The sequence below is a fragment of the Acinetobacter sp. YH12069 genome (assembly GCF_013419675.1).
Taxonomy (GTDB): Bacteria; Pseudomonadota; Gammaproteobacteria; order Pseudomonadales; family Moraxellaceae; genus Acinetobacter; species Acinetobacter amyesii.
The window spans coordinates 111,076-135,015 of record NZ_VOZS01000007.1 but is presented as its reverse complement, the minus strand read 5'-3'; the positions used below and the strand labels follow the sequence as shown (position 1 = coordinate 135,015).

Sequence of the window (23,940 nt, the reverse complement as noted above, 5' to 3'; positions counted from 1 at the left end):
AATCACTCTTTGTTTTGGGTCAGTGCGATACACTCTGCAAGTTTGACGCGGTCTTGAGGGAGCAGCGTGATAAAATAGGCACCCGTACGATATAAGTTGCTTTCTTCTTCACGGCTATAAACCACTTGTGCTGTTGCCGCAATATGGAAGAAATTTTCAGGGTGGCTTAAGGTCACATGGATATAAGTACCTTCTTTAATCGCGCGTTCGCTAAAAAAGCTCAAACCAGTCTCTGAGAAATTCACATGCTCAGGCACTGGTAACATGCTTTGTACAATTGCGTCGTATAAAGAACCCGTAATAAGGTTTAACTTTTGGTTAAATAAGGATAAGATTCGAGCAATTTGTTGATCTTTCTCAGCTAATTGTTCTAATTCGTAGTTGAGTGCATGATCAAATTGATCTAATTCAGCAAGTAGTAGAAAATAGCGCGGCAATACAAAATTAGGATCGTAAGGATCATTCAGTGCAACATCATCAGAGATAATCTGATAGTTGATGCGCAAAGCAGCATCGATACGCGACATTACACGGCGTTCAGTTTGAACGCTTTGATGCTGTAAATTTTCCATAATATATATTACCTCGGACTAGATGGTTATGTTTAAACCAATCTCGCTGTATATAGGGTTGAGATACACTCGCGCTCGGCGCAGTAACCACTTTATTTCTTTTATTGCTCTGGTATCCATGATCGGCCTCACGCTTGGTGTGGCAGTCCTTATTACAGTTTTATCTGTGATGAATGGTTTCGATCGTGAGCTGAAAACTCGTGTCTTAGGAATGATACCTCAAGCCACTGTTTCTTCAACACAAATTTTAACAAATTGGCCTGAACTTGCAAAAAAAATTGAGCAGCATGAGCATGTTCAAGGGGTCGCACCATTCACCCAATTACAGGGAATGTTGACGGCACAAGGTCAAGTGTCTGGCATTATGGTCAGTGGGATTGAACCGCAGTATGAAAAAAAGGTATCAATTATCCAAGACCATATGGTGGAAGGCAGTATCGATAACCTGAAAAAAGGTGAGTTTGGTATTGTCCTTGGCAAGCAAATGACAGATGCCTTAGGTTTAGGCTTGAATGACAGTGTGACCTTAGTGCTTCCTGAAGCAACTCCTTCGCCGGCTGGCGTTGTTCCGCGTTTTAAACGATTTAAAATTGTGGGTATTTTCAGTATTGGTGCGGAAGTTGATTCGATGATGGGCTATGTGGCCCTGAACGATGCGTCGACTTTATTAAGACTGCCAGATGGTGCACAAGGCATCCGTATGAAGTTGGATGATATTTTTGCAGCACCACAAGTCTCTCAAGAAATTGTGCGTGATCTACCAGCAAACTTCTATGCTTCAGATTGGACTTATACACACGGCAACCTATTTAGTGCGATTCAAATGGAAAAGGCAATGGTAAGTTTATTGCTGTTCCTGATCGTATTGGTTGCAGCATTTAATATCGTGTCTTCATTGGTGATGGTGGTCACTGATAAAAAATCTGATATTGCAATTTTGCGTACTCTAGGCGCTTCACCAGCTACAATTACGCGGATCTTCATGGTGCAAGGTACAGTGATTGGGGTGATTGGTACGGTGTCTGGGGCGATCTTAGGAATTATCGCTGCATCCAGTATTAGTAATTTAGTTGGTTGGTTAAATACTACACTGGGCTTAAATATGTTTGATGCTTACTTCATCAACTATTTACCGTCTTATTTAAGATGGCAAGATGTTGTGGTGATTGTGTCCTTATCATTGGGTCTTAGCTTTATCGCGACTATTTATCCAGCTTTACGTGCAGCTAAAGTTCAACCTGCAGAGGCACTACGCTATGAGTAATTTAGTTTTAGATGCCCAAAACATTACCAAATCTTTTACCGATGGGAAGTCTACAGTCGATGTGATTCGTGGACTTTCATTACAAGTTAAAGCGGGTGAGTTTGTTTCGATTGTGGGGTCAAGTGGCTCTGGTAAAAGTACGTTGTTGCATGTATTGGGTGGCTTGGATCGTCCAACATCGGGTCAAGTGTTGATTAATGGTCAACGCTTTGACACTTTAGGTGAAGCAGAGCGTGGATATATCCGTAATGAGCATTTGGGTTTTGTGTACCAATTCCATCACTTGTTGCCTGAATTTACCGCGTTTGAAAATGTGGCGATGCCATTAATGTTACGTAAGTCGAGTAATTTCAAAGAAGTCAAGCAGCAAGCTGAATACCTGTTGGAACGTGTTGGACTTTCGCATCGTATGACGCACAAACCGGGTGAGCTTTCAGGCGGTGAACGTCAACGTGTGGCTTTGGCTCGTGCATTGGTAGCAAAACCTAAGTTGATGATGGCTGATGAGCCAACAGGGAACTTAGACCGCAAAACCGCAGTAAAGATTTTTGAGTTGCTATCTGAGTTGCGTAAAGAATTTAACATGGCCATGTTAATCGTGACCCATGATGAATATTTAGCTCAATCTGCTGATGCGATTTTGCATATGCAAGATGGTTTATGGGTAGATGACTAAGCGCTAAATTGATTTTGTAAAAAATTAGTGGATTAAGATTGTTTGATTGAAGCTCACCTCGGTGGGCTTTATTATTGCCAGCACATAATAAAAATAATGAAGACTCATGTTACAAATTTTTTGTATTGGCTGGATTTTAGGTATTTCTTTTATGGGGTTCATGTTTTGGAATCCACAACTCTCGACAGCTCAGTTGCTTTTTATTGTCCTGATTTGGCTAGTGCTACAGCTCTACATTTCACCAAAACTAAAAAGTATCTTTTCGAAAATCTTACAGCTCAGTACAAATCTTTGCATAGGTTCAATTCTCGGTTTTAGTTTCGCCAATACTCAACTCGATCAGCGTTTGGCATTGGTTGAACATCAGAGCAGACAAGGCGAGTTTATTGCGTATATTCCACAGATCAGCCAACTCAAAGACCAAGCAATTCAGCAAAAAATTGAAGTGCTCAATCTGAATCAGCAGATTCAATATTTTATGGCGTATTTACCCAAGTCAATTTTGCAAAATAATGAACAGACGATTCAGTTGGTCCCTGGACAATACTATCGTATGTATGGTGAATTACGACCTACCCAAAGCTATGTGACCGAAGGTGCATTTGACCAAGAAAGGTGGAGCATACAGCAAAATATACATGCCAGTTTAAAGGTGAAGTCGGTCGAACTTATACCATCTCGACATATGGTTGCTATGGGCTATGGGCAGCAGTATCAACGACATCAAGGTGTGCTACACCAGTTCAAAATAAAAGTCGAACAACAACGTTTATATTTAAGAGCGTTTATATACCAACAACCGCTGCAGAATCATGGCTTGCTGTTAGCGCTGCTTACAGGTGATAAAAGTTTACTCACTGAAGGCACCAGTGAGTTATTTCAACGCTTTGGGATGAGTCATTTACTGGCGATCTCTGGTCCGCATGTACTGGTTTTTGCTAGCATGCTCTGTTGGGCGATGCAGTTGGGTATCCGTAAATATTGTCCCAAAATCTATCTCAAATGGCCTAAACAATATGTATTGGTCGTGCCCTTTATCTTCTGTGTCCTTCTATATTGCGCATTTACTGGCTTTGAAATACCTGCACTGAGAACGCTGACGATCTGCCTAGTTGCAAGTAGCATGCTTTTGTTACGGCAAACCATTCAGCCTTTTCAACTGCTGATTTTTAGTGCCGCTATTTTATTGCTAGTGGACCCCTTTAGTATTTTATCCGCAGCATTTTGGTTGTCTTATGGCGCATGCTTTATTTTACTGCGGATTTATCAAACCTTAAGGAAGCATTTACTGGCTCAAACGGACGCCAGTTTTTGGCAAAAGTTAAAGCATTCAATGTGGTTGATGGTGGAATCACAATGGAAAATCTTTGTCGCTTTATTTCCATTGATGGTGATTTTTTTCAAGCAAGTGACTTGGATTAGCCCACTAAGTAATTTATTTGCCATCCCGTGGTTAGGGACTGTGGTGGTTCCTTTAGATATCATCGGAGGGGCACTTTCTTATATTTCTACACCTTTGGCGCATTTGGTTTTTTTATTCAATGATCTGTGTTTGGAAATATTGCATGTGTTTCTCTATGGCTTAGATCGACTCTTTGAACCAAAAATGCACGATGTCGCATTGACGTCAACTCAAATCATACTGTTGATACTCGTTGTAGTAATCTTATTTTTACCTGAAGGTATCTTGCCAAAATATTGGGCGGTCATTGCCTTTTTTGCTCTGTTTATCCCATGGAGAAATTCAGCAAACTTTCAACTTTCAATTTTAGATGTGGGGCAAGGGCAGGCGATCTATATCCGTTCTGTAGATCATCATATGATGGTAGACTTCGGTGGAAACTATGATGAAAGTCAATTTAGTGTCGGGCAAAATATCATCCGGCCATTTTTGAGTGTGAATGGTGTCCATCGACTAGATCGGGTGTTATTGACTCATTTAGATCAAGACCATAGCGGTGGTTTTTTCTCATTGGAGCAACAGCTTGATATCAGGCAGCTTTCAAGTAATGAGCGAGTACAAACCACGAACCAAGTTCCACAGCGTTTATGTCAGCGTGGTCAGCAGTGGAATTGGGATCAGCAAGTCTATTTTGAAATACTCTCGCCAAAGCCTGAAGATCTGACAAATGCCCAATGGAATGCCAATGAACGCTCTTGTGTACTGTATGTGACGGTCAAAGGCGTCAATGGACCAAGACATTTTCTATTGATGGGGGATGCGGGTTGGGAGACTGAATATCAAATATTAAGTGATTATCCAGACCTAAAAGTCGATGTCTTGGTGCTTGGACACCATGGTAGTCGGCACAGTTCATCCTATGCGTTTTTAAACCATTTTAAGCCCAAGTTGGCGATTGCTTCCGCAGGTCGCTTTAATCGTTATGGACATCCTGCAAAGATGACCCAAACACGTCTCAAACAATTAGACATTCCACTCTTGCAAACTGCACAAAGTGGAAGTATTCATTTCAAGCAAAATAAACAACAAATTGAACTAATTGAAGAGCGTACAAAGTATAAATGGCTCGATCTATATCGCAGGCTATCTAAAGAATCTGAATAGAAAACTGCTTCAAGTGTATTGCTTGAAAATGTCATTCTGTCACATTTTTAATTTTTTGCTGTCTTTGATATTCCTCACGAATATCACGAATGCGTTGAGCGGCTTCCTCATCACTAATATTGTATAGATTTCTCAATTTTGGATTGGCTTTAAAGCGTTTATAGCTCCAGTGATAATGTTCTGGATAACGATGAATTAAATCTTCCACTGCTTTAAAAATAACCATTGAGCCATCATCTGCATTACCTTGATAAATATTGTCATCGATAGGTTCGATATGCATATCAAAACCATGATTATCGTTACGAATGGCATATAGTAAGAGCGCACGTGCTTTGGTTTTTTGAATCAGTTTTGCACTTAAGTTGCTGGTTTTTAGTGGAATACCAAAGTATGGAATCATTTCGCCGCCGGCATTGGGGGTATGGTCTGGCAAGATCACCGTCGTCCCACCTTGTTTTAAGGCTTTGAAAATCTGACGTACACCTGATTCATCCGTAGGAACCAATATTGCTTGCTCACGGCTTCGAGCAGCACGGACAAAATTGTTGGCAGATTCGCTTTTTACCGGCTTGTACATGATGGTCATTTGAGTGTACTGCGCAACCCATGCATTCATGATTTCCCAGGTACCAAAATGTGGTACTACGAGTACAACGCCTTTTTTTAGGGCGAGCGCTTCATGTAAATATTCAGCGCCATGTACGTGATGAATTCGTTGAATATTTTTTTCTGTACTTGCACCCCAAATGTTAAAAAATTCAAAATAAGAACAAAGTTCGTTTCGAATCGCTTGTTTAGTGAGTTGAATGCGAGCTGACTCTGATAATTCAGGCAATGCAATTTTAAGATTGCGTTGAATCGTAGAGTAGGTTTTAGAGATTTTTAAAACATTGACTAACCCAGCCAAACCTTTTGCAATTAATCTTGAAATTTGAATAGGTTGACGGCTGATAAATTTTAACAGGTGATATGTGGTGTCCTGTGAATTTTGGTCGGTCATCTTATTTAAGTCTGAAAGAAATGAAAGAAAATTTAAAATAATTATAGGGGAAAATGAATTGATTAGACAGTTATAGCGATTAGCGTGTATATAATGACTACAAATTAACGATCAAATGGGTTTTTTTATGTCCGAATGGCCACCAAAACCTGAAGAAAAACAGCAAAGTTCTTCAAACAATATCCAGCAGCCAACTGGAAATGAATGGAAAATATTAGAAAAAGCCGTGCTTTCTTCCGTTGAGGAACAACGTAGAGCACGTAGATGGGGTATATTTTTTAAATTTTTAACCTTTGCTTATTTGCTATTTATTATCATTGCGATGGCGAAAAGTTGCAGCATGTCATCATCAGATCCTGCAGCAACAGCGGGTTCACATATTGCCGTGGTTGATATCATTGGGACCATTGCAGCGGACAAGCAAAGTGTAAACAGCGCAAATACCATCAAAGCTTTGAAAAAAGCTTATGAAAATAAACAAAGCAAAGCGGTTGTTTTAAATATTAATTCACCGGGTGGTTCACCTGTTCAGTCTGATGAAATCTGGCAAGAAATTCAGTACTTGAAAAAAGCCCATACCGATAAAAAACTGTATGCCATTATTGGTGATACTGGTGCTTCAGGTGCGTACTATATTGCGTCTGCCGCAGATGAAATTATTGTCAATCCTTCAAGTTTAGTGGGTTCAATTGGCGTGATCATGCCGAACTATGGCGTTAGTGGTTTGATGCAAAAGTTTGGTGTAGAAGACCGCACCATGACTTCGGGTGAGAACAAAGCGATTTTATCCATGACTCAACCTGTCGATGCTGCACAAAAAGCACATGTTCAAGGTGTACTCGATAACGTTCATGCGCATTTTATTAATGCCGTGAAAGAAGGTCGCGGTAAGAAATTAAAATCGAATGATCCGGCTATTTTCTCAGGTTTATTTTGGACAGGTGATCAGGCTGTGAAGCTGGGTATTGCTGACCGTACAGGTAGTTTAAATAGCCTGAAACGGGAATTGAAAACTGAAAAAGCTGTGAACTATACCATTGAAAACAGCCCATTTGATTCTGTGCTAGGTCGTATGGGAAGTTCATTTGGTCAAGGTTTGGCAAGTGCATTGTCACAACAGGTTCAATCTGAAAACAGCACGAAGTTACAATGAAACCGTTAATTCATTTTGCGCACGCCAATGGCGTGCCATCACTGGTTTATCAAAAATTGTTTGATTTACTGAGTGATGAATATGATGTGATCTATGTGCCGTTACTTGGGCCAGATAAGCGTTACCCAATCGATAACCATTGGAAAAGCTTAACACAGCAGGTAATAGACAGTATTGTACGTCAGGCCAATGGTCGTAAGGTCATTGGATTAGGTCACTCATTGGGTTCAGTTTTAACATTTCAGGCTGCGTTACAACGCCCAGAATTGTTTGAACAAGTGTTAATGATTGATCCGCCTATGATCATGGGGAAAGAGTCTTTTGCTTTGCACATCGCCAAACTCCTCAAACTCAAAGTCGTCGATAAAATGTCGCCTGCTGGGTTGTCGAAGCGTCGTCGTGATCATTGGGACAGTCGTGAACAAGCAGCAGAGCTTTTAAGGCCGAAAGGTTTTTATAAAGATTTCGATCCAGACTGTTATCAGGCCTACATTGATCATGCCTTGATGGACGATAAACTGCGTGGTGGGGTGGAATTGACGATTTCACGTGATGATGAGGTTCATATTTTTCGAACCAATCCTTCGCTGTGGTGGTTACCACAGGCTCAACCACAAGTGCCTGTGCAGCAGTTAATTGCAGAGCAGGGGCCATTTTTGGCTCGGCACTTTCCACAAATGGTCGAGAAAAAATTTGCGATTCCATTTAAAGTGGTTGGTGGGAGTCATATGTTTCCATTAGAAAAACCAGTAGAAACGGTGGAGCTGATCAAACAAATGTTAGCGGTTCATGCCAAACATGAATGATTAAATGTAGTCAAATAAAAAACGCATCCAAGGATGCGTTTTTTATTTCTATTTAAAATAGATAAAACTGATTTTAAAACTTGCAGAATTGAACAGGTGCTTGCATCGGTTGATTGCGATATAACACCCCATCAGCAGTATGTTGGATCGTACCATTACAGATCCATTCTGCGACTTGAGGGTAAATCACATGCTCAAGCACGTGAATGCGATCTGCTAGACTTTCAGCATGATCATGCACATTGACTTTAAGCACACCTTGAGCAAGCGCTTGGCCAGCATCTAGCTCTGCAGTCACGTAATGAACTGTACAGCCATGGAAAACATCACCAGTGTTTAACACACGTTGATGAGTATGCATGCCTTTATAATTTGGCAACAAAGAAGGGTGGATGTTAATCATTTTCCCTTCCCATGCTTTGACAAATTTTGAGCTTAAAATGCGCATAAAGCCTGCCAAAATCACCAAGTCAACATCCCAGTCGAGCAGTTGTTGATGCATCACATCATCAAAAGCTTCACGACTTGGATATTGCTTATGTTCAATGACTGCAGTTGCAATATTTGCTTTTCTTGCACGTTGCAGTGCAAAAGCGTCAGGTCTATTGGAAATCACCCCAACGATTTGACCTGATAGATTGGCATCGATCAGGGCTTGCAGGTTAGATCCGCTGCCTGAAACAAGTACAGCAATTTTAATCATGAACGTTGCTTATGCGAAAACTACACGGATTTTTTCGTCAGCGCCTTCAACAGATTCAGAATTGTCTGCAATGTGACCCATTGTGAATGCTTTTTCGCCAAGGCTATTGAGTAATTCAACAGTTTTGTCAGCATCGGCTGCGTCAACCACGAGAACCATACCTACGCCACAGTTAAATGTGCGGTACATTTCAAATTGTTCAACACCACCTTCTTTTTGAAGTAGTTTGAATAATTCTGGCCATTCCCAAGATGCTTCATTGACTACCGCTTGAGCACCATTTGGCAGTACGCGAGGTAAGTTACCCGGTAAACCGCCGCCTGTGATGTGCGCCATAGCGTGTACATCCACTTCTTTCAATAACTGAAGAATTGGTTTTACATAAATACGTGTTGGTTCCATTGCTGTATCTGCAAGTGGACGACCATCAACGATTTGAGTAAGGTCAACGTTTTTCACATCTAAAATTTTACGAAGAAGTGAGTAACCGTTTGAGTGTGCGCCAGAAGATGCAACACCAACTAAAACGTCACCCGCTTTAACTTTAGAGCCATCAATAATTTTGCTTTGCTCAACTACACCTACGCAGAAACCTGCAAGGTCATAGTCTTCGCCTTCATACATACCTGGCATTTCAGCAGTTTCACCGCCAACCAATGCACAGCCTGCAAGTTCACAACCCGCACCGATACCAGTTACAACATTTGCTGCAACGTCAACGTTGAGGTGGCCAGTTGCATAGTAGTCAAGGAAGAACAGTGGTTCAGCACCACATACAAGAAGATCGTTTACGCACATTGCAACCAAGTCTTGACCAATTGTGTCATGACGGTTCAAATTCAATGCTAAACGCAATTTTGTACCAACACCATCTGTGCCAGATACGAGAACAGGTTCTTCATAACCTTTAGGAATTTTACAAAGAGCGCCGAAGCCGCCTAGGCCGCCCATTACTTCAGGACGTGCAGTACGTTTCGCGACAGATTTGATACGATCGACTAACGCGTCGCCCGCTTCAATGTCGACACCTGCATCTTTGTAGCTTAAACCAGTGTTTGGGGTAGAAGTTGAGTTGCTCATAATGAAGTCTCCGCATTCGCGCGGGGATTATAACCTGAATATGCAAAACTCTTATGCTATTTCGCACTAAAATGTTATCTTTATTAAAATATTTTCCTTTCTATAACGATTACATTGAAAAAAGGTGACTTTATATGGGTGATCGCACCTTGCGCCGAATATTTATTCTTGCTGGGATAGCATTGATCCTATGGGTTTTATACTTATTAAAGCCTGTAGTTGTTCCTTTTATCGGCGCATTTCTAATTGCATATTTATTTAGCCCTTTAGTCGATAAATTACATAATATTGGCTTGCCGCGCTGGTTATCTATCAGTTTGGTCTTTATTGGAATTGGTGTTGCTATATTCCTTGCCATGTGGTTCCTCGTACCACTGGTATGGGAACAGTTGATGTATGCGAAAAACAATATTCCAAGTAATATTCATTGGGTCAACTATACATTCCTGCCGTGGTTATCAGAGACATTTAATCTTGTACCGATGGAAATTGATACAGAGCAAATGTCAGCAGCGATCATGGAGTATATTCAAACCAACTATAGTGCAGACAGTATCCAAGCCATGTTGTTAAAAGTGGCACAATCGGGTCTGAATTTCATACAGATTGGTGGCACGATTGTCTTAATTCCAATCATAGCTTTCTATTTCTTATTAGATTGGGAACGAATGTTAGAAAACATGCGTCGCCTTATTCCACGTAAATATGAAAAAAGCACGCTCACAATCGTGGGCGAATGTCATGAAGTTTTAGGTGCATTTGTAAAAGGCCAATTCTTGGTAATGTTCTTATTGGGCGTTGTATATGCGGTTGGACTTCAATTGGTGGGTATTGAGGTCGGCATCATCATCGGGATGATTGCGGGTCTAGCCAGTATTATTCCGTATTTGGGTTTTGCGGTTGGTATTATTTCGGCAATTGTGGCTTGCCTGTTCCAATTCGGTTTGGATTGGGTGCATTTGGCCTTAGTACTGGTGGTATTCATGGTAGGGCAGGCAATAGAAGGTTATATTTTACAGCCTTTCTTATTAGGCGACAAAATTGGTTTGTCTCCAGTAGCCGTAGTTTTTGCGGTGCTTGCAGGCGCGCAATTGGCAGGACTCCTCGGAATGCTCATTGCACTACCCGTTGCAGCGATTATTGTGGTGTTATTACGTCATGCGCGTGAAAATTATGAGAAAAGTAATTTATACCGAAATGATGTACTTGTGGTGAATGATGCTGAAATTGGCACATTAAGCGTAGAAACCAATCAAATTGCTGTCGATATAGAGCTCAAAAATCAGTCTGCAAATTCGCTGCAAGATCCTGAAATTTCGAGTAACATTGAACGATCAGAACATAAAGATTGATAAGGCCAAAATATAGATATGCGTCAATTGCAGTTAGATATAGAACCCCAGCTCGATGCCCGAATTAGTGATTTTTCTGGGCCGAGTTGGGGACATGTAATCGATGGTGTACGTCAATTACATGCAGGATTAATGAATCGTTTCTATATCTATGGTGGAGCTGGTACAGGAAAAAGCCATTTACTGTCTGCAATATGTGATTCTTATTTAGAAATTGGCAAATCAGCAATTCAAGTTTCATTGCTTGAACTGCTCGATGCGCCCACTGAAGCGATTACTTCGCTCGATCGCTATGACTTGGTGGCTTTAGATGATATTGAAGCCATCAGTGGAGTTCCACATTGGCAAAAAGCCGTTTTTCACCTGATTAACTATAATAACGAAGAAGGTGGTCAATTGGTCTTTTCATCTCGACTGGCGCCCATTGAACTCAAACTTGAACTGCCAGACCTACAGTCTCGATTAACTCAGGCTGTTAGTGTGAAAGTGCCGAATGGTAGTTTATACGCAGACCGTCAAGCGCTCGTTAACTCTGTTTTAGCGCGACGTGGCATCCATATGGATCAACAAATTGTGGATTATTTGTTGGCACATGGGCCGCATCAGGCGTCTATTTTACTTCGCTCTTTAGAACAACTTATTCAGATGTTAAAAGGTGAAAAAGTCAAATTGAGTCATGCCAATTTAAGACAGATTTTTGCCCTAATTGATGAATATCGGTAAGCAATAAAAATTCTTGAGTAATTACTCAAGCTGTGACAAAGTACATAAAAATATTTTAATGTTGCAAGGATTGTGCAACTTAAGAATAAAAAGATAAAAAATATTTAAGGAGATGGATATGCTCAAACAGAGCATAGGCATTGGCATGCTTCTCATGGCAGGTCATGCATTTAGCGCAGAAATTATCGTTACAACCACTGAAGATGTTGTAAAGGATGACAAGGAATGTTCACTTCGTGAAGCCATAGAATATATCAATAATGGTATGCCAGAAGCCGGATATAATGGTTGCGGGGGTAAAGACGCCTATGCCTCAATTTCGCTGAAAAAAAATGAAGTTTATAAACTCACTAAAAAAATTGATATTAAAGCAGAACTGAATCTGAAAACGGCGTATGGCAGTAACGTCAATGAAGATGTCGTACTCGGTCTTAATAATGCCGTCATTGAAATGACGGGTAAGGATCAAATTTTTAATATTAATGATGGCGAAAAAGAACTACTTGCGATCAATTTTAAAGAAATTTCATTTAAAGGATGTAAGCAAGATCAATGTGCTGATAAAGGCGGCATCATTTTTAATAATGAAAAACTTACACTTGAAAATGTAAAGTTTGAAGATGGCTATGCACGACTTGGTGGTGCAATCTACAATGTTGGATTTTCAGAAGATGGCGCAGCTGTAGCAAGCCGTCTATATATACGAACCACGATTTTTCAAAACAACAAAGCGGTAGATGGTGGTGCAATTTACTCAGAAGCACCGGCTTATGAAATCTATACATCTTTGTTCAAAAATAATGAAAGCACTTCTGGTCGAGCGATTGTTTACAATCAAAATGGGCTCGCAGACATCAGCAAGTTGGTGTTCAGTAACCCTCAAAATATCATTGCCAATAGTACTTTTTTCAAAAACAAAGGTTTTGCTGTCAACTTACGTGATGGTTTAGCACTCAATAATATTACAGTACTGAAGAACAGTGGCGGTATCGAACTAAATAGTACCTCTGAGCATGCTTATTTAGCCAATAGTGTGGTGATTGGTAATGCGCTCAGTGGTACCGCTCAAGATTGTAAAGTCGTGAACTCAGGAACAGACCAATCTGTTTTTTATAACAACTTAGTGGCTGCGAGTTGTCCTGTTGGGCCTGCTGCAAATTTAAATGATGTATGGTCTGGGACGAGTTTAATTGCGGGTGAAGATGAAGGTAGCTGTAAAACCTTAACAGAAGATCGTAATGCACTTTTCTGTCCATTTACCACAGCAAATAACGCATTTATTGGTTATTTACGTCCTCGTATTTTATTAGATTACGAAACGATTTTCTCAAGCCCGATATTAAATAAGGGGAAGACCACAGCAGATGGCAATGAGCATCATGTGTATTGTGAGTCTTCTGATCAGCGTGGAAAAAATCGTAATTTGGATGATGTTTGGTGTGATCGTGGGGCTATAGAAATTGTGGTTCCTGTGAGCATGCCTCGATTAGGTAAAGACATTCGTACAGGTGAAGTAGCCAAGTTTAATATTTTAGATGCATTAGGTGACAGTGATTTAATTCCAAAAGAAGAATGTTCAAAAGTGATGGGTATGGCAAATCCAACGGGTGAGCCATGGCAAGATGGTTGCCCAATAATTGTACAAAGCACCGAATCTAAAGGTAAATTTACACTGAATTTGAATGGTGATTTTGAATACACGCCAAATGGAAATTGGCATGGCGCAGATATTTTTGAATTGCGTGTGGTGACGTCTTCAACCCGTTTTAATACTTCGGCAAAAAATTATTTAGCTGCAGAAGTGCGTATTTTCCAAGAACCAAACAATGAAATGGAAAGTAAAACCGTTAAAACTTCGGGTGGTGCTCTAGGCTGGGCGAGTATTTTTGCGCTGCTTGGCTTAGTTGGATTTCGTCGCTTTAAAAAATAGTCTGGATAGAATTAAGGACAGCACATGAAAAATTATAAAAAAGGATTGCTGGCGGTCATGGTCCTTGCGGCTATGTCATCTATGGCAGCGACAAGTAACATCATCAAAGTTACGACCTTTGATGATGAAAATGGTGAAAATCTCAATCAATGTTCTTTACGTGAAGCGATTGAAACTGCACGTAAAAACAAATCTTTTGGTGGATGTAATGTCGGTAATCCAAATAATGGGCAGACCGATTATATTCAACTTGAAGCAGGTGAATATCTTCTGACCAAAGGTGAGTTAGTTCCTCTAAATCAGATCGTGATAGAGGGGAAAAGTCGCTTTAACTATGATTCAAAAAATTTACTGACGCAGAAATTTCCTGCCTATGAAGATATTAGAACGACGATTAATGCCCAAGGCAAATCCCGAATTTTTAATACTTCACGCTCAGAAGCCAACTTTATCGTCAATAATGTACGCCTTACTGGCGGGATGGCAGAAGACCGTGGTGGTGCCTTGTATTTAGGGGGAGCATTTACCTTAAATAATGGTGCAATTGAAAACTCTCAGGCCAAAGTTGCTGGCGGTGCGATCTACTCCGTTGCGCATAATATGTCGAAAAAAACATTATTGGTGAGCAGTTTAGTTCAGGGTAACGTCGCACCTAAAGGTAGTGTGGTAGCTATGGACTGTATCGGCAACTTGGGGGATACCCAGCCTGAAATTGTGTTCCAGCAAAGCAGTATTATTCAAAATGGTTCATCGACGAGCAATAGTGTGATGGACTTCTGTGGAAATGCCAAAGTTGAACTGACAGCAAATACGATTGCAAAAAACCAAGCAAATCCAAATACGGGTAGTATTATCCGTGCCATTTCTCAGGGAACGGAACGTTTAAGTGCTTTTTCTAGCTTCGTTTTAACCAGTAATACAATAGTCGAGAACAATGCGGCTAGTACCTATTATTATGATAACAATGGTACAAAGGCTTGGTATTTCAATGTATTGGCCTACAATACTGGTGGAAAATCTTGTCGTTATCTGAATAATGCAGTACCTGATAATGGTCAAAAATTTGTTGCAAGTAATAACGCTTTTGAACTGGCAGCCGCACAGTGTGATTTACCCGAAAGTGTGCTGAATAGTACGGAAAGCTTTCTGCAAAACCATGACGTAAGTAGCTATGCTATGGGCACTTTATTAAGCGCCCTACAAACAAAATCTGCTTATAACTTGTATTTACCTTTGTATTACCCGAAAGCAATCGGCAGCGGTTTTGACTTGATCAATCTTGGCTTAGAAGGTTGTAGTGATGCGGATCAACGGGGTATTTTGCGGATCACAGATGGTACTTTACAGTTATCACCTACGCAAAGAAACACATGTGATATTGGTTCGGTTGAGTTAATGAATTTAACCGCAGCAGATATGGCAGATATTACCAATGAGTCTTTAACAGCTCTGCAAGATAAGTATCAAAATACAATTGATGCTCTGAAAAAGGATATCGATGATCCTGATTATGCAGAATACAAAGTTGCCAATCAGGATGATTTAACAAAGTACGAAGCGGTATTCAGTGCATTAAAAAATAACCTTAAATATCGTGCGGTTTATTTTGATCCGTTCCCGGCATCATTACCTCAAGAAGAGTCTGTGAATGGTAGTGCTGAAACACGACAAATTGCCTTAAATGCTGACAACTATACCGTGACGACTTCACCAATCGGCATCGGTAGTGAAATTACGGTGTCTAGTACAGGCGAAGCAAGTATCGTAGGTAATCCACCGCATGACCTGCACTGTGATTGGGATGCGGGAATAAAACAAATCGTTATTTATCGCACCAGTGGGGCAACAACAGCACCTACCGAATACGGTTTTTGTAAATATACGCTAAAACAAAAGACAGGGAGTCAGGCGGAATCCTCTGGTTTGGTCCGTGTGGCCTTTAAAAATATGACCCCAGTGGCCAAAGCTGCCCAATATACGATTAGTCCGTCAAATAATTTGTCTGTTACAGTCAATAATTTATTAGAAAATGCTAATGATGATGGTGATGGTCCAGTTGCATCTATGCCAGCGGGTAAATCGGTATGGCATAAAAATGAAGAAGGCCAAATTATTCCAATTCGTTTTACGAAAATCCCAGCAGGTTTAAACTTTGAAGCTGAGTATAGTGGTAGCTGTCCAGCAAGTTATTTAAAGGAAACCTGCTACGGTGGCAAAATCACCTTCTCTGTAAAAAATGGCTTTAGTCAGTTTGACTATCCTGTTGAATATAGCGTTATCGATAGTGACGGCATTGCATCAAGTAATGCAATTCTGACTCTTAAGAATACAGCGAAAAATACCAACTCTTCTTCTAGCGGCGGTGGCTCAATGGGAGTATTTGGATTGCTGGCATTGATTGGTTTAGGTGTGTATCGTCAACGTCGGTTGAGCAAGTAAGACAATAAAAAAGCCTCGATAAGAGGCTTTTTTATGGCTTAGCTAATGTAATGGATTTGATTTTCACAACATACTGTTGTTTTTAATTAGTGAACGACAGCGATAGGCTGTAAATATTTATTGATATACTCATCGCGAATAGCAGGTCGTTCATCAGGACTAGCTTTTTGCATACGTGTCGCGAGTTCTTTACGTTCTAAAGTACTCATTTTTTGCCATGTTTCGCGCATACGCTGCTTTTCACTGTCAGGAAGTTGGGTGAACCAATCCATGCGCTGTTGCAAGCTGACACGTTGATCTGCAGGAATCTCTTTGAGTGCCTGATACTTTTTAATTAAAGCCTGTTGTTCTGCTTCAGATAGCGAATCCCAAGTTTCATTAACTTGAGTATCTGCATCTTTTGAAAAAATCCAAAAGCGATCAAAGCCAGCAAAACTGGTTTGCAAAAAACTAAAAGCACAGAATGCAATTGCTAATTTTTTAGCTGCCATGTGGAACTTTGTCCTCACCCAGAACCATCAACATTTCAAGATCTTCCACCATTTGAGGGGAGAGCTTAGGGGTTGAAATCACCTGATTTTGTGGTTTGTCATCCAGTACAGTCGCATTCGGTAAAATGACAAAACCTGCAATTGCTGCTGCAAGTGCAAAGCCAGACATTTTCCAGAAACCATAACGAGAAGTTTCGCGCTGATGAATATCTTCAAGCACGTTATTCATGACAGTTGCTTTGTCTTTATGGTGCTGTGCGAGTCCATCAAGTTTGGAAGTTACTTGCTTTAAGAAATCATCTTGTTTCATTCGGATGATCCTCCCATATGTGGATTCAAATGTGCCAAAGCGGTACGTAAACCTTGAATGGCACGGTGGTAATGTGTTTTCACACTGCCTTCGGAACAATTCATAATTTCTGCAGTTGTATGCGTATCAAAGCCTTCCCAAGCTCGCAACATAAATGCTTGTTGCTGGCGGACTGGAAGTTCTGCGATAGCATCTTGTATTTCCTCTGCAGTAACTGCTTGATCTAAGAAGTCGAATGGATTAGGCGTTGATTCATCAACAACATCTTGCAATTCAACATCATCGTCATCTAGGCTGACTTTTCTAAATAGGGAAAACGGCTGCGAACGACGTGCTTCCTTTCGACGCCAATCTTGCAGCTTATTATTTAAAATGGTGTAAAACAGGGGATACCATTCCTCTGTGGACTTTTCAGCATAAGCTTTATGTAAGGAAATAAAGGCTTCTTGCACCAAGTCCATGGCAATGCCATGTTGACCGTGCGTTGCACTTTCCATCATTACTAAAGCACGCCCCGTCACTTCATTCATGAAGTTTTTCAGGCGAGACTCAGCCGTGCTTTTTAAAACACTGCTGTCTTGCGTCTCGGACTTTTTGGGTGCTAAATCCATAGAGATGGAAAATCCTGTCATCGGATACCCACCATTATTTCCATATTCATATACAAATAACGATGGAAATAACGGTTAGGTTGACAAAAAGAATTATTATTTTTTCTAGTGTAGTCTATTTTTTTCAGGCTTAAGCGCTAAATACAATAAAATAACGATTTTACTGACGCTGACGTACCATTTCAAAAAAACAGATCGAGCCAGCAATGGCTACGTTTAGTGATTCTTGACCACCCGGTTGAGGAATCGCTACGGCTTCTGCATGTTGTAATGCATACTCAGAAACACCTTGACCTTCATTGCCTAAAATCCACACACATTGTTTGCGTAAATTTTTGCTATATAGGTTTTCAGACTGATGTGAGCTTGTTGCATACACTGGAATTTTGAATTTCGTCAAAATATCTTCAAGGGCAATATTTTCAAAGGTATTTAATGAAAAATGTGCGCCCATACCTGCGCGTAATACACGCGGTGACCAGAGTGATGCAGAGCCTTTGGTACAAACGACTTGCTCAATACCCGCTGCGGCAGCAGAACGGAGTAGGGTACCTACATTACCAGGGTCTTGAATGTTGTCTAAAATTAAGGTGTCTTCACTGAAGTTAAGCGCTTCACTTGAACTTGGTAAATCCACAATCGCTAAGCAAGCAATAGATGTTCCAAGTGTACTGATATCTTTGTATAAAGATTCACTTAGAATGAACACCGCACCTTGATATTGTTCCGCAATGCGATCGAAATCAGCATGGTTAATTGCTTGTTCAGTGGTGAAAATCGATTTGATTGGACGTTTTGAGTCTAACCATGACAACACCAAGTGTGTGCCTTCCAAAACAGTTTGACCTTGTTTTTTACGGTAGGCATTTTGTTCGATTAAGCCACGGAGGTGCTTAATTTTAGGGTTGTCTTTTGATTCGAGATAAATCAGAGCCATGAGGGAGATATCCACGAAAGTCAGCAAAAATACTGACTTTCGTTATAAGAAATTAATTATGGTATGACGTAACTAGGTCAACTTCGTTTTTAGAACCAATAATCACAGGAACACGTTGATGAAGTTCTGTTGGTTGGATGTCTAGAATGCGGACACGGCCTGTTGTAGAAGCACCGCCAGCTTGTTCCATCAACATACTCATTGGGTTTGCTTCGTACATTAAACGTAGACGGCCTGCTTTTTTCGGATCTTTGAAGTCGTATGGATACATGAATATACCGCTACGGCAAAGAATACGATGAATATCACCCACCATACATGCGACCCAACGCATATTGAAGTCTTTTTCACGCGGGCCAGTTTTACCTGCAAGAAGTTCGTCGATATAACGTTTTACAGGTTCTTCCCAGTGACGTTGGTTCGATGCATTAATTGCATATTCTTTAGTGTTTGCTGCAACCGCAATCGCATCTTTAGTTAATAAAAATTCTTTGCTTTCTGGATCAAAAGTAAAGAAGACTACGCCAGCGCCGACAGTTAGAGCCATCATTGTTGATGGACCATACAGTACATAACCTGCAGCCGCTTGGTTAACACCCGCTTGCATGAAATCTTCAGCTTGCGTTACCGCATTTTTTGCAGGAAGAATTGAGAAAATTGTGCCGACACACATGTTGATATCGATATTGCTTGAACCATCTAATGGGTCGAACAAGACAAGATAATCGCCATTTTCTTGAGCTGGTGTGAATTCATCTAATTCTTCAGATGCCAAACCACCGACATGTGGATGAACTTTTAATGCATCGATGAGGTAATCATTTGAAATGACATCAAGTTTCTTTTGTTCTTCACCTTGAACGTTTTCGTGTTGCGCGCTACCCAATACACCAGCCAAAGCACCTTTTTGTAAAAGAAGGTCGATGTCTTTGCATGTATTACCAATTGTTTCAATAACTTGTGCTAATGCAGGAGTAAGATTACCACTTTGTTGTTGTAGAAATTGGGAAAGGGTGAGATTTGACATAACCGGAAAACTCCAAATATTAATTTATCAAAAATGATAAAAATGTGATTGTGCAACATTTTAGATGAGAACGAAGGAAAAGAAAAATTAAACTAGACTATTTGTCGTGATTTTACCCTTGCAAGTCCTGAATAACATGCTATGTTGAATCTAATGTATAAATCGAAAGACAGGGAGCACAACAATGACCACACAAAAATTTGATGCGACTCCGACTGCAACTGAGGGATTGAATTTAGACGATATTTCTGCGGATACCGTAAAAGCTGCATGGAGCAGTTACGAAGCAAAAGCAGAGTATAAAAAGTTCAATAAACATGACCTCATTGAGTCGATGCAAACAGAAAAAGAAAATGCTGAACATCCGGAAGCAGAAGCGTAATGATTTGGATTGTTAAGCTAATTTTCTAGTTGGTAAAGCTAAGGATCTCGTTTTGAAAGTCGTTCATTTGCATTTTTAATTGGATATTTTCTTAAAGTTCTAAAGCAACTAACTGAATTTATCCTGAGTTAAAGGGCTAAAATGAGTTAAAGCACAGAACGCTGTAAATGAAACGATATTAAAAAATGATACGGGTTAAATCAAAAAAGCACTCATCAATGAGTGCTTTTTTTAGCTCAGACTTTTTCAAGTCTTATTTCAGTAGCGGAGGAACCGCTTCGTAGTTAATTTCTACGCGGCGGTTTTCTTTCCATGCATTTTCATCATGACCCGCATTGATTGGCATTTCTTTACCATAGCTGACTGCTTCAAGCTGGTTAGGGCTTACACCTGTTGTAATCAGGAAGCTTTCAACAGCTTTGGCACGACGTTCACCAAGTGCCATGTTGTATTCACGAGTACCACGTTCATCGGTGTGACCTGTTAAAGCTACGCGTGAGTTTGCATTAGCAACCAGGAACTGAGCATGAGCTTGAAGGGTTTGTAAGTCTTCATTGCTAAGCTCGGTACTGTCGTAGTCAAAGTGTACTACGCGCTTCGCTAAAAATGCTTTATTCGCTTCAGTTACACCTTTCGATGATGCACCCGCAAGGTTTTGTGCATTGAGTGCTGCATCTTCACTTAAACCTGAAGTGTTTACAGTGGTTGAGCCATTTGGGTTTTGTCCTGCTTGTACATCTGCTGCAGGTTTACGGCTGGCACAACCAGTCATTACTAATGCTGTAGCTAAAACAGGTAATGCAATCAGTTTCATTGCTTTCATATTGATCTCCATGACGGTTATTTATGATGTTTCATTAAAAAGTTATTGTTGAATAAATCATGCAGTGTTTATTTCGGTGCCCAAGCTGGCTCACGAACTTCACCTTGTTCACTTGGTAAGTTCATGCGGAAACGGCCATCTAAAGACATGATCGAGAGCAAACCACGGTTTGCTTCACGGGTTGCATACACCACCATTTGACCATTTGGAGAGAAGCTTGGGGATTCATCTAAACTTGTTGGTGTTAAAATATTGGTTACACCAGAACCAATGTCTTGAACCGCAACTTTATAGTTACTACCGCTAGGACGATGCACCAAAGCTAATTTTTTACCATCAGCACTTAAAGTGCCACGGGCATTGAAAGCGCCACGGAAAGTCAAACGTTTTACGCTTTCAGTACTTAAGTTGTAGGTATAAATTTGTGGAGAGCCACCACGGTCAGAGGTAAAAATAAATGATTTACCGTCAGGGGCATAACGTGCTTCTGTATCAATCGCTGTGTCATTGGTCATGCGTTTTAATTGGCGAGTCTGTAAATCCATTTGATAGATTTCAGGATTGCCATGCATCGATGCGGTAAACAACATAGATTTACCGTCAGGTGAGAAGCTTGGTGCACCATTCAGTCCACGGAAACTTGCTACTTTTTCACGGTTACCACTTGCTAAGTCTTGGATGTAAATCGCAGGGCGCTTGGTTTCAAAAGAAACATAGGCTAGCTTTTTCGCATCAGGTGTCCACGCAGGGGACAGGATTGGATCTCGTGAAGTCAAAATGGTACGGGGTTGTTCACCATCCGTATCTGCAATTTGTAGGGTATAGCGCTGATCTGGTGTTGCTGCATTACGCAATACATAGGCAATACGGCCGCTGAAGTCACCTGGAATGCCAGTTAAAGCTTGATAGATTGCATCACTGATCATATGCGCTGCTTGACGGTAACGTGAAGCAGGTACAGTGAGTAGTTCATTTAACAGGTATTGTTTTTTTTCAACATCATACAGTTGGTAGTGAATTTCATAAGAGCCATCTGCTGTTGTTTTTGATGTGCCTGTCACGACATAGGGTACGCCCGCAGCTTTCCATGCTTCTGCATTAGGTGAATTTATTGTTGCAGTTGCAGGTAAGTTTTTAGAGGCACTGGTAAATTTACCTGAGCGGTTCAAGTCATTTTCAACCACTGGATAAATATTTGAGTCATTACTAAAAGGCACGATCGCAATTTTAGGTGCCTCTTCAGGCGCCTTGGTGATTTCAAGATGAAGCTGTGCATGTGTTTGAGTGATTAAAACTGGACTCAAAGCGGTCATAATTGCTAAGCAAAGAAGATGTTTACGCGTCATTTCCATCATTCGCTAACTACTCTAAAAATGTGAGTTATTGTCTGTATTAGGTTGTGTCACATAATGGCATGATTTTGGATTATTAAAAGCATGAAAATATGACTGAACTGTTATAACACTGTGAAAAATGCAGAGATTTTATTCGAGTTCACTGAAGTTTATCTTAAAATTGGTGCAGACAACATCACATTTTGAATTGGAAATGATAATTATATATAGTTGAAATTTAATTTTTGAATCAAATGTTTAGAAGAAATAAGTAGCTCTTGATTAGGCTGAGTTAGTAAAACTTATATATATGTCATTTTATGAAAAGTGTCGACCAAATAGAATTTGTTTCATTCAAAAAATCAGTGAATGAACCCATCTAATCAATAAATTTTCCAAAGTTTGCCATATTCAGAAGAAATATAAAAAAATCCCCGCAATCAATGCAGGGATTTATCAAACTTAATTTGAAGATCTAAATGTAGAGGTAAAGCTTTGTGCTTCACGTCTAGCATCAGGGTCGCTTGGCATTGGGTACGGTGCTGCAGCACGAACCGCGGCTTCAATACTGGCTTTCATATCAGGGTCACTAGAGTTCACAATAACTGATCGGACTGAACCACTTTCTGATAATGTCACCCGAGCAGTTGCCGATTTACCCGCAGAGTCAGAAGGTGTGTCCCATGCACGACGGATTTTATTTTCAAAATCTTTCTTTGCAGTAGATGCAATCTTCTTCGCTTCAGCCTTTTTCTGTGCGGCTTCTTCAGCTGCTTTTTTTGCAGATGAAGCTTTGGCTTCTTCGGCTGCACGTTCGCGTGCTTCGGCATCGGCTTTTGCCTTTGCATCAGCCTTAGCTTTGGCATCAGCATCTGCTTTACGTTTTGCAGCTTCTGCATTGGCCTTAGCTTTTGCATCAGCATCTGCTTTACGTTTTGCCGCATCTGCATTGGCCTTGGCTTTCGCATCAGCATCAGCTTTACGTTTTGCAGCTTCTGCATTGGCTTTAGCTTTGGCATCAGCATCAGCTTTACGTTTTGCAGCTTCCGCATTGGCTTTAGCTTTGGCATCGGCGTCTGCTTTACGTTTCGCCGCATCTGCATTGGCCTTGGCTTTTGCATCTGCATTGGCTTTTGCCGTTGCTGCAGCTTTGGCTTTGTCAGCTTCTGCTTTTCTTAATGCATCGGCACGGATTTTTTCAGCCTTGGCTTTTGCATCAGCATCTGCTTTACGTTTTGCTGCGTCAGCATTGGCTTTCGCCGTAGCATCTGCTTTTGCCTTAGCCGCATCCGCTTTGGCTTCTTGTTGCGCTTTTAGTTTTGCAGCTTCAGCCGCTTTAGCTTGTTCTTGAGCACGCTTCGCACTGTCCGCAGCTTTTTGTTCTGCAAGTTGCTGTGCTTTTGCCGCTGCGAGTGCTTGTTGGGCAGCAATCTGTGGATCTGCCTTAGGTGGTTCTGCTGGCTTAGGCGGTGCAGCCGTTGGAATCTCGGGTGCTGGTTCAACGCTAGGTTCGGCTGTTTGCGTTATTTGTTTAGCTACATTTTCATGCGCGGTTTCATCAAACTCTGTGACTTCACGTGTTACAGGTTTTAAATCTTCCGGTTTTACCAAAACAGTGGTTATTTTTTTAGGGGGCTCAGGTGGTTTACTCATGCCAAGATAAAGTAAGCCAACCACAGCGACGATATGCACACCTAGTGTGAAACCAATCGCAACGGCTTTTTGTTTAAAAGGCGGCTTTTTGAAATCTTTCATAAA

General features: G+C 40.8%; 22 protein-coding genes. 10 read left to right on the top strand and 12 right to left on the bottom strand.

What is annotated here, in order from left to right:
• Positions 1–2: 2 nt before the first annotated feature.
• On the bottom strand, positions 3–572 hold the full coding sequence (locus FTU16_RS06930) for a PilZ domain-containing protein (RefSeq protein ID WP_078192054.1): 570 nt from the start codon (positions 570–572) through the stop codon (positions 3–5).
• Positions 573–600: 28 nt separating this feature from the next.
• Here FTU16_RS06930 and FTU16_RS06925 point away from each other — a divergent pair, with 28 nt between their 5' ends.
• The 3 genes from FTU16_RS06925 (at position 601) to FTU16_RS06915 (ending at position 5,078) form a co-directional block, all read left to right on the top strand.
• On the top strand, positions 601–1,836 hold the full coding sequence (locus tag FTU16_RS06925; RefSeq protein ID WP_078190389.1) for a lipoprotein-releasing ABC transporter permease subunit: 1,236 nt from the start codon (positions 601–603) through the stop codon (positions 1,834–1,836).
• The gene (lolD, locus tag FTU16_RS06920; protein WP_111883937.1) at positions 1,829–2,512 is read left to right on the top strand and encodes a lipoprotein-releasing ABC transporter ATP-binding protein LolD; all 684 of its coding nucleotides are present in this window, start codon (positions 1,829–1,831) and stop codon (positions 2,510–2,512) included. Before FTU16_RS06925 ends, lolD begins: the two co-directional genes overlap by 8 nt.
• Before the next feature lie 106 nt (positions 2,513–2,618).
• Positions 2,619–5,078 carry a DNA internalization-related competence protein ComEC/Rec2 gene (locus FTU16_RS06915; protein ID WP_180162974.1) on the top strand — a complete coding sequence of 820 codons (2,460 nt, stop codon included), beginning with the start codon at positions 2,619–2,621 and terminating at the stop codon, positions 5,076–5,078.
• Between the two features lie 31 nt (positions 5,079–5,109).
• On the opposite strand, the gene FTU16_RS06910 is transcribed toward FTU16_RS06915, so the two are convergent.
• On the bottom strand, positions 5,110–6,081 hold the full coding sequence (locus tag FTU16_RS06910) for a lysophospholipid acyltransferase family protein (RefSeq protein ID WP_180162973.1): 972 nt from the start codon (positions 6,079–6,081) through the stop codon (positions 5,110–5,112).
• 127 nt (positions 6,082–6,208) lie between these two features.
• On the opposite strand from FTU16_RS06910, the gene sppA reads away from it, so the two are divergent.
• Both sppA and FTU16_RS06900 read left to right on the top strand, forming a co-directional pair.
• Positions 6,209–7,234 (top strand): signal peptide peptidase SppA, encoded by a 1,026-nt coding sequence (gene sppA, locus FTU16_RS06905; protein ID WP_078190385.1) that lies wholly within the window; start codon positions 6,209–6,211, stop codon positions 7,232–7,234.
• Positions 7,231–8,040, top strand: coding sequence for an alpha/beta fold hydrolase (locus FTU16_RS06900; protein WP_180162972.1), 810 nt, complete (start codon positions 7,231–7,233; stop codon positions 8,038–8,040). Before sppA ends, FTU16_RS06900 begins: the two co-directional genes overlap by 4 nt.
• A 73-nt stretch (positions 8,041–8,113) precedes the next feature.
• Here FTU16_RS06900 and purN read toward each other — a convergent pair whose 3' ends face one another.
• Together purN and purM are read right to left on the bottom strand one after the other, a co-directional pair.
• Entirely contained in the window at positions 8,114–8,743 is a 630-nt protein-coding gene (gene purN, locus FTU16_RS06895; protein WP_180040183.1) for a phosphoribosylglycinamide formyltransferase, read from the bottom strand.
• A gap of 9 nt (positions 8,744–8,752) precedes the next feature.
• Entirely contained in the window at positions 8,753–9,823 is a 1,071-nt protein-coding gene (gene purM / locus FTU16_RS06890) for a phosphoribosylformylglycinamidine cyclo-ligase (RefSeq protein ID WP_180162971.1), read from the bottom strand.
• Between the two features lie 134 nt (positions 9,824–9,957).
• On the opposite strand from purM, the gene cxpE reads away from it, so the two are divergent.
• The 4 genes from cxpE (at position 9,958) to FTU16_RS06870 (ending at position 16,267) form a co-directional block, all read left to right on the top strand.
• Positions 9,958–11,175 (top strand): chloramphenicol efflux transporter CxpE, encoded by a 1,218-nt coding sequence (gene cxpE, locus FTU16_RS06885; RefSeq protein WP_180048729.1) that lies wholly within the window; start codon positions 9,958–9,960, stop codon positions 11,173–11,175.
• 18 nt (positions 11,176–11,193) lie between these two features.
• On the top strand, positions 11,194–11,898 hold the full coding sequence (gene hda / locus FTU16_RS06880; RefSeq protein WP_078190380.1) for a DnaA regulatory inactivator Hda: 705 nt from the start codon (positions 11,194–11,196) through the stop codon (positions 11,896–11,898).
• A gap of 118 nt (positions 11,899–12,016) precedes the next feature.
• Entirely contained in the window at positions 12,017–13,828 is a 1,812-nt protein-coding gene (gene rbtA / locus FTU16_RS06875) for a rhombotarget A (protein WP_180162970.1), read from the top strand.
• A gap of 24 nt (positions 13,829–13,852) precedes the next feature.
• Positions 13,853–16,267: a CSLREA domain-containing protein gene (locus tag FTU16_RS06870; protein WP_180162969.1), complete on the top strand. Its 2,415-nt coding sequence runs from the start codon at positions 13,853–13,855 to the stop codon at positions 16,265–16,267.
• 86 nt (positions 16,268–16,353) lie between these two features.
• Here FTU16_RS06870 and FTU16_RS06865 read toward each other — a convergent pair whose 3' ends face one another.
• The 5 genes from FTU16_RS06865 to FTU16_RS06845 form a co-directional block, all read right to left on the bottom strand.
• Positions 16,354–16,758 carry a DUF3106 domain-containing protein gene (locus FTU16_RS06865; protein ID WP_078190378.1) on the bottom strand — a complete coding sequence of 135 codons (405 nt, stop codon included), beginning with the start codon at positions 16,756–16,758 and terminating at the stop codon, positions 16,354–16,356.
• Positions 16,748–17,068, bottom strand: coding sequence for a hypothetical protein (locus tag FTU16_RS06860; RefSeq protein WP_078190377.1), 321 nt, complete (start codon positions 17,066–17,068; stop codon positions 16,748–16,750). Before FTU16_RS06860 ends, FTU16_RS06865 begins: the two co-directional genes overlap by 11 nt.
• The gene (locus FTU16_RS06855) at positions 17,065–17,679 is read right to left on the bottom strand and encodes an RNA polymerase sigma factor (RefSeq protein WP_180162992.1); all 615 of its coding nucleotides are present in this window, start codon (positions 17,677–17,679) and stop codon (positions 17,065–17,067) included. The genes FTU16_RS06860 and FTU16_RS06855 overlap by 4 nt, the downstream gene beginning before the upstream one ends.
• Positions 17,680–17,839: 160 nt before the next feature.
• The gene (locus tag FTU16_RS06850) at positions 17,840–18,616 is read right to left on the bottom strand and encodes an RNA methyltransferase (RefSeq protein ID WP_078192042.1); all 777 of its coding nucleotides are present in this window, start codon (positions 18,614–18,616) and stop codon (positions 17,840–17,842) included.
• A gap of 52 nt (positions 18,617–18,668) precedes the next feature.
• A complete protein-coding gene (locus FTU16_RS06845) occupies positions 18,669–19,643 on the bottom strand; it encodes a class 1 fructose-bisphosphatase (protein ID WP_180162968.1) in 975 nt (324 codons plus the stop codon).
• Positions 19,644–19,827: 184 nt separating this feature from the next.
• Here FTU16_RS06845 and FTU16_RS06840 point away from each other — a divergent pair, with 184 nt between their 5' ends.
• Complete coding sequence (locus FTU16_RS06840) at positions 19,828–20,025, top strand: NF038105 family protein (protein WP_078190373.1); 198 nt, start codon at positions 19,828–19,830, stop codon at positions 20,023–20,025.
• 253 nt (positions 20,026–20,278) lie between these two features.
• Here FTU16_RS06840 and pal read toward each other — a convergent pair whose 3' ends face one another.
• The 3 genes from pal to tolA all read right to left on the bottom strand — a co-directional run bounded on the left by pal (position 20,279) and on the right by tolA (position 23,937).
• A complete protein-coding gene (gene pal / locus FTU16_RS06835; protein WP_168378062.1) occupies positions 20,279–20,848 on the bottom strand; it encodes a peptidoglycan-associated lipoprotein Pal in 570 nt (189 codons plus the stop codon).
• 68 nt (positions 20,849–20,916) lie between these two features.
• A complete protein-coding gene (tolB, locus tag FTU16_RS06830; RefSeq protein ID WP_180126505.1) occupies positions 20,917–22,200 on the bottom strand; it encodes a Tol-Pal system beta propeller repeat protein TolB in 1,284 nt (427 codons plus the stop codon).
• 444 nt (positions 22,201–22,644) lie between these two features.
• Positions 22,645–23,937, bottom strand: a complete 1,293-nt coding sequence (gene tolA, locus FTU16_RS06825) for a cell envelope integrity protein TolA (RefSeq protein WP_180162967.1) — start codon at positions 23,935–23,937, stop codon at positions 22,645–22,647.
• Positions 23,938–23,940 lie beyond the last annotated feature (3 nt).

Excerpts from the sequence above, each read along its gene's own strand:
- FTU16_RS06930 (WP_078192054.1), bottom strand. The coding sequence starts at position 572 with ATGGAAAATTTACAGCATCAAAGCGTTCAAACTGAACGCCGTGTAATG.
- FTU16_RS06925 (WP_078190389.1), top strand. The coding sequence starts at position 601 with ATGTTTAAACCAATCTCGCTGTATATAGGGTTGAGATACACTCGCGCT.
- lolD (WP_111883937.1), top strand. The coding sequence starts at position 1,829 with ATGAGTAATTTAGTTTTAGATGCCCAAAACATTACCAAATCTTTTACC.
- FTU16_RS06915 (WP_180162974.1), top strand. The coding sequence starts at position 2,619 with ATGTTACAAATTTTTTGTATTGGCTGGATTTTAGGTATTTCTTTTATG.
- FTU16_RS06910 (WP_180162973.1), bottom strand. The coding sequence starts at position 6,081 with ATGACCGACCAAAATTCACAGGACACCACATATCACCTGTTAAAATTT.
- sppA (WP_078190385.1), top strand. The coding sequence starts at position 6,209 with ATGTCCGAATGGCCACCAAAACCTGAAGAAAAACAGCAAAGTTCTTCA.
- FTU16_RS06900 (WP_180162972.1), top strand. The coding sequence starts at position 7,231 with ATGAAACCGTTAATTCATTTTGCGCACGCCAATGGCGTGCCATCACTG.
- purN (WP_180040183.1), bottom strand. The coding sequence starts at position 8,743 with ATGATTAAAATTGCTGTACTTGTTTCAGGCAGCGGATCTAACCTGCAA.
- purM (WP_180162971.1), bottom strand. The coding sequence starts at position 9,823 with ATGAGCAACTCAACTTCTACCCCAAACACTGGTTTAAGCTACAAAGAT.
- cxpE (WP_180048729.1), top strand. The coding sequence starts at position 9,958 with ATGGGTGATCGCACCTTGCGCCGAATATTTATTCTTGCTGGGATAGCA.
- hda (WP_078190380.1), top strand. The coding sequence starts at position 11,194 with ATGCGTCAATTGCAGTTAGATATAGAACCCCAGCTCGATGCCCGAATT.
- rbtA (WP_180162970.1), top strand. The coding sequence starts at position 12,017 with ATGCTCAAACAGAGCATAGGCATTGGCATGCTTCTCATGGCAGGTCAT.
- FTU16_RS06870 (WP_180162969.1), top strand. The coding sequence starts at position 13,853 with ATGAAAAATTATAAAAAAGGATTGCTGGCGGTCATGGTCCTTGCGGCT.
- FTU16_RS06865 (WP_078190378.1), bottom strand. The coding sequence starts at position 16,758 with ATGGCAGCTAAAAAATTAGCAATTGCATTCTGTGCTTTTAGTTTTTTG.
- FTU16_RS06860 (WP_078190377.1), bottom strand. The coding sequence starts at position 17,068 with ATGAAACAAGATGATTTCTTAAAGCAAGTAACTTCCAAACTTGATGGA.
- FTU16_RS06855 (WP_180162992.1), bottom strand. The coding sequence starts at position 17,679 with ATGGATTTAGCACCCAAAAAGTCCGAGACGCAAGACAGCAGTGTTTTA.
- FTU16_RS06850 (WP_078192042.1), bottom strand. The coding sequence starts at position 18,616 with ATGGCTCTGATTTATCTCGAATCAAAAGACAACCCTAAAATTAAGCAC.
- FTU16_RS06845 (WP_180162968.1), bottom strand. The coding sequence starts at position 19,643 with ATGTCAAATCTCACCCTTTCCCAATTTCTACAACAACAAAGTGGTAAT.
- FTU16_RS06840 (WP_078190373.1), top strand. The coding sequence starts at position 19,828 with ATGACCACACAAAAATTTGATGCGACTCCGACTGCAACTGAGGGATTG.
- pal (WP_168378062.1), bottom strand. The coding sequence starts at position 20,848 with ATGAAAGCAATGAAACTGATTGCATTACCTGTTTTAGCTACAGCATTA.
- tolB (WP_180126505.1), bottom strand. The coding sequence starts at position 22,200 with ATGGAAATGACGCGTAAACATCTTCTTTGCTTAGCAATTATGACCGCT.
- tolA (WP_180162967.1), bottom strand. The coding sequence starts at position 23,937 with ATGAAAGATTTCAAAAAGCCGCCTTTTAAACAAAAAGCCGTTGCGATT.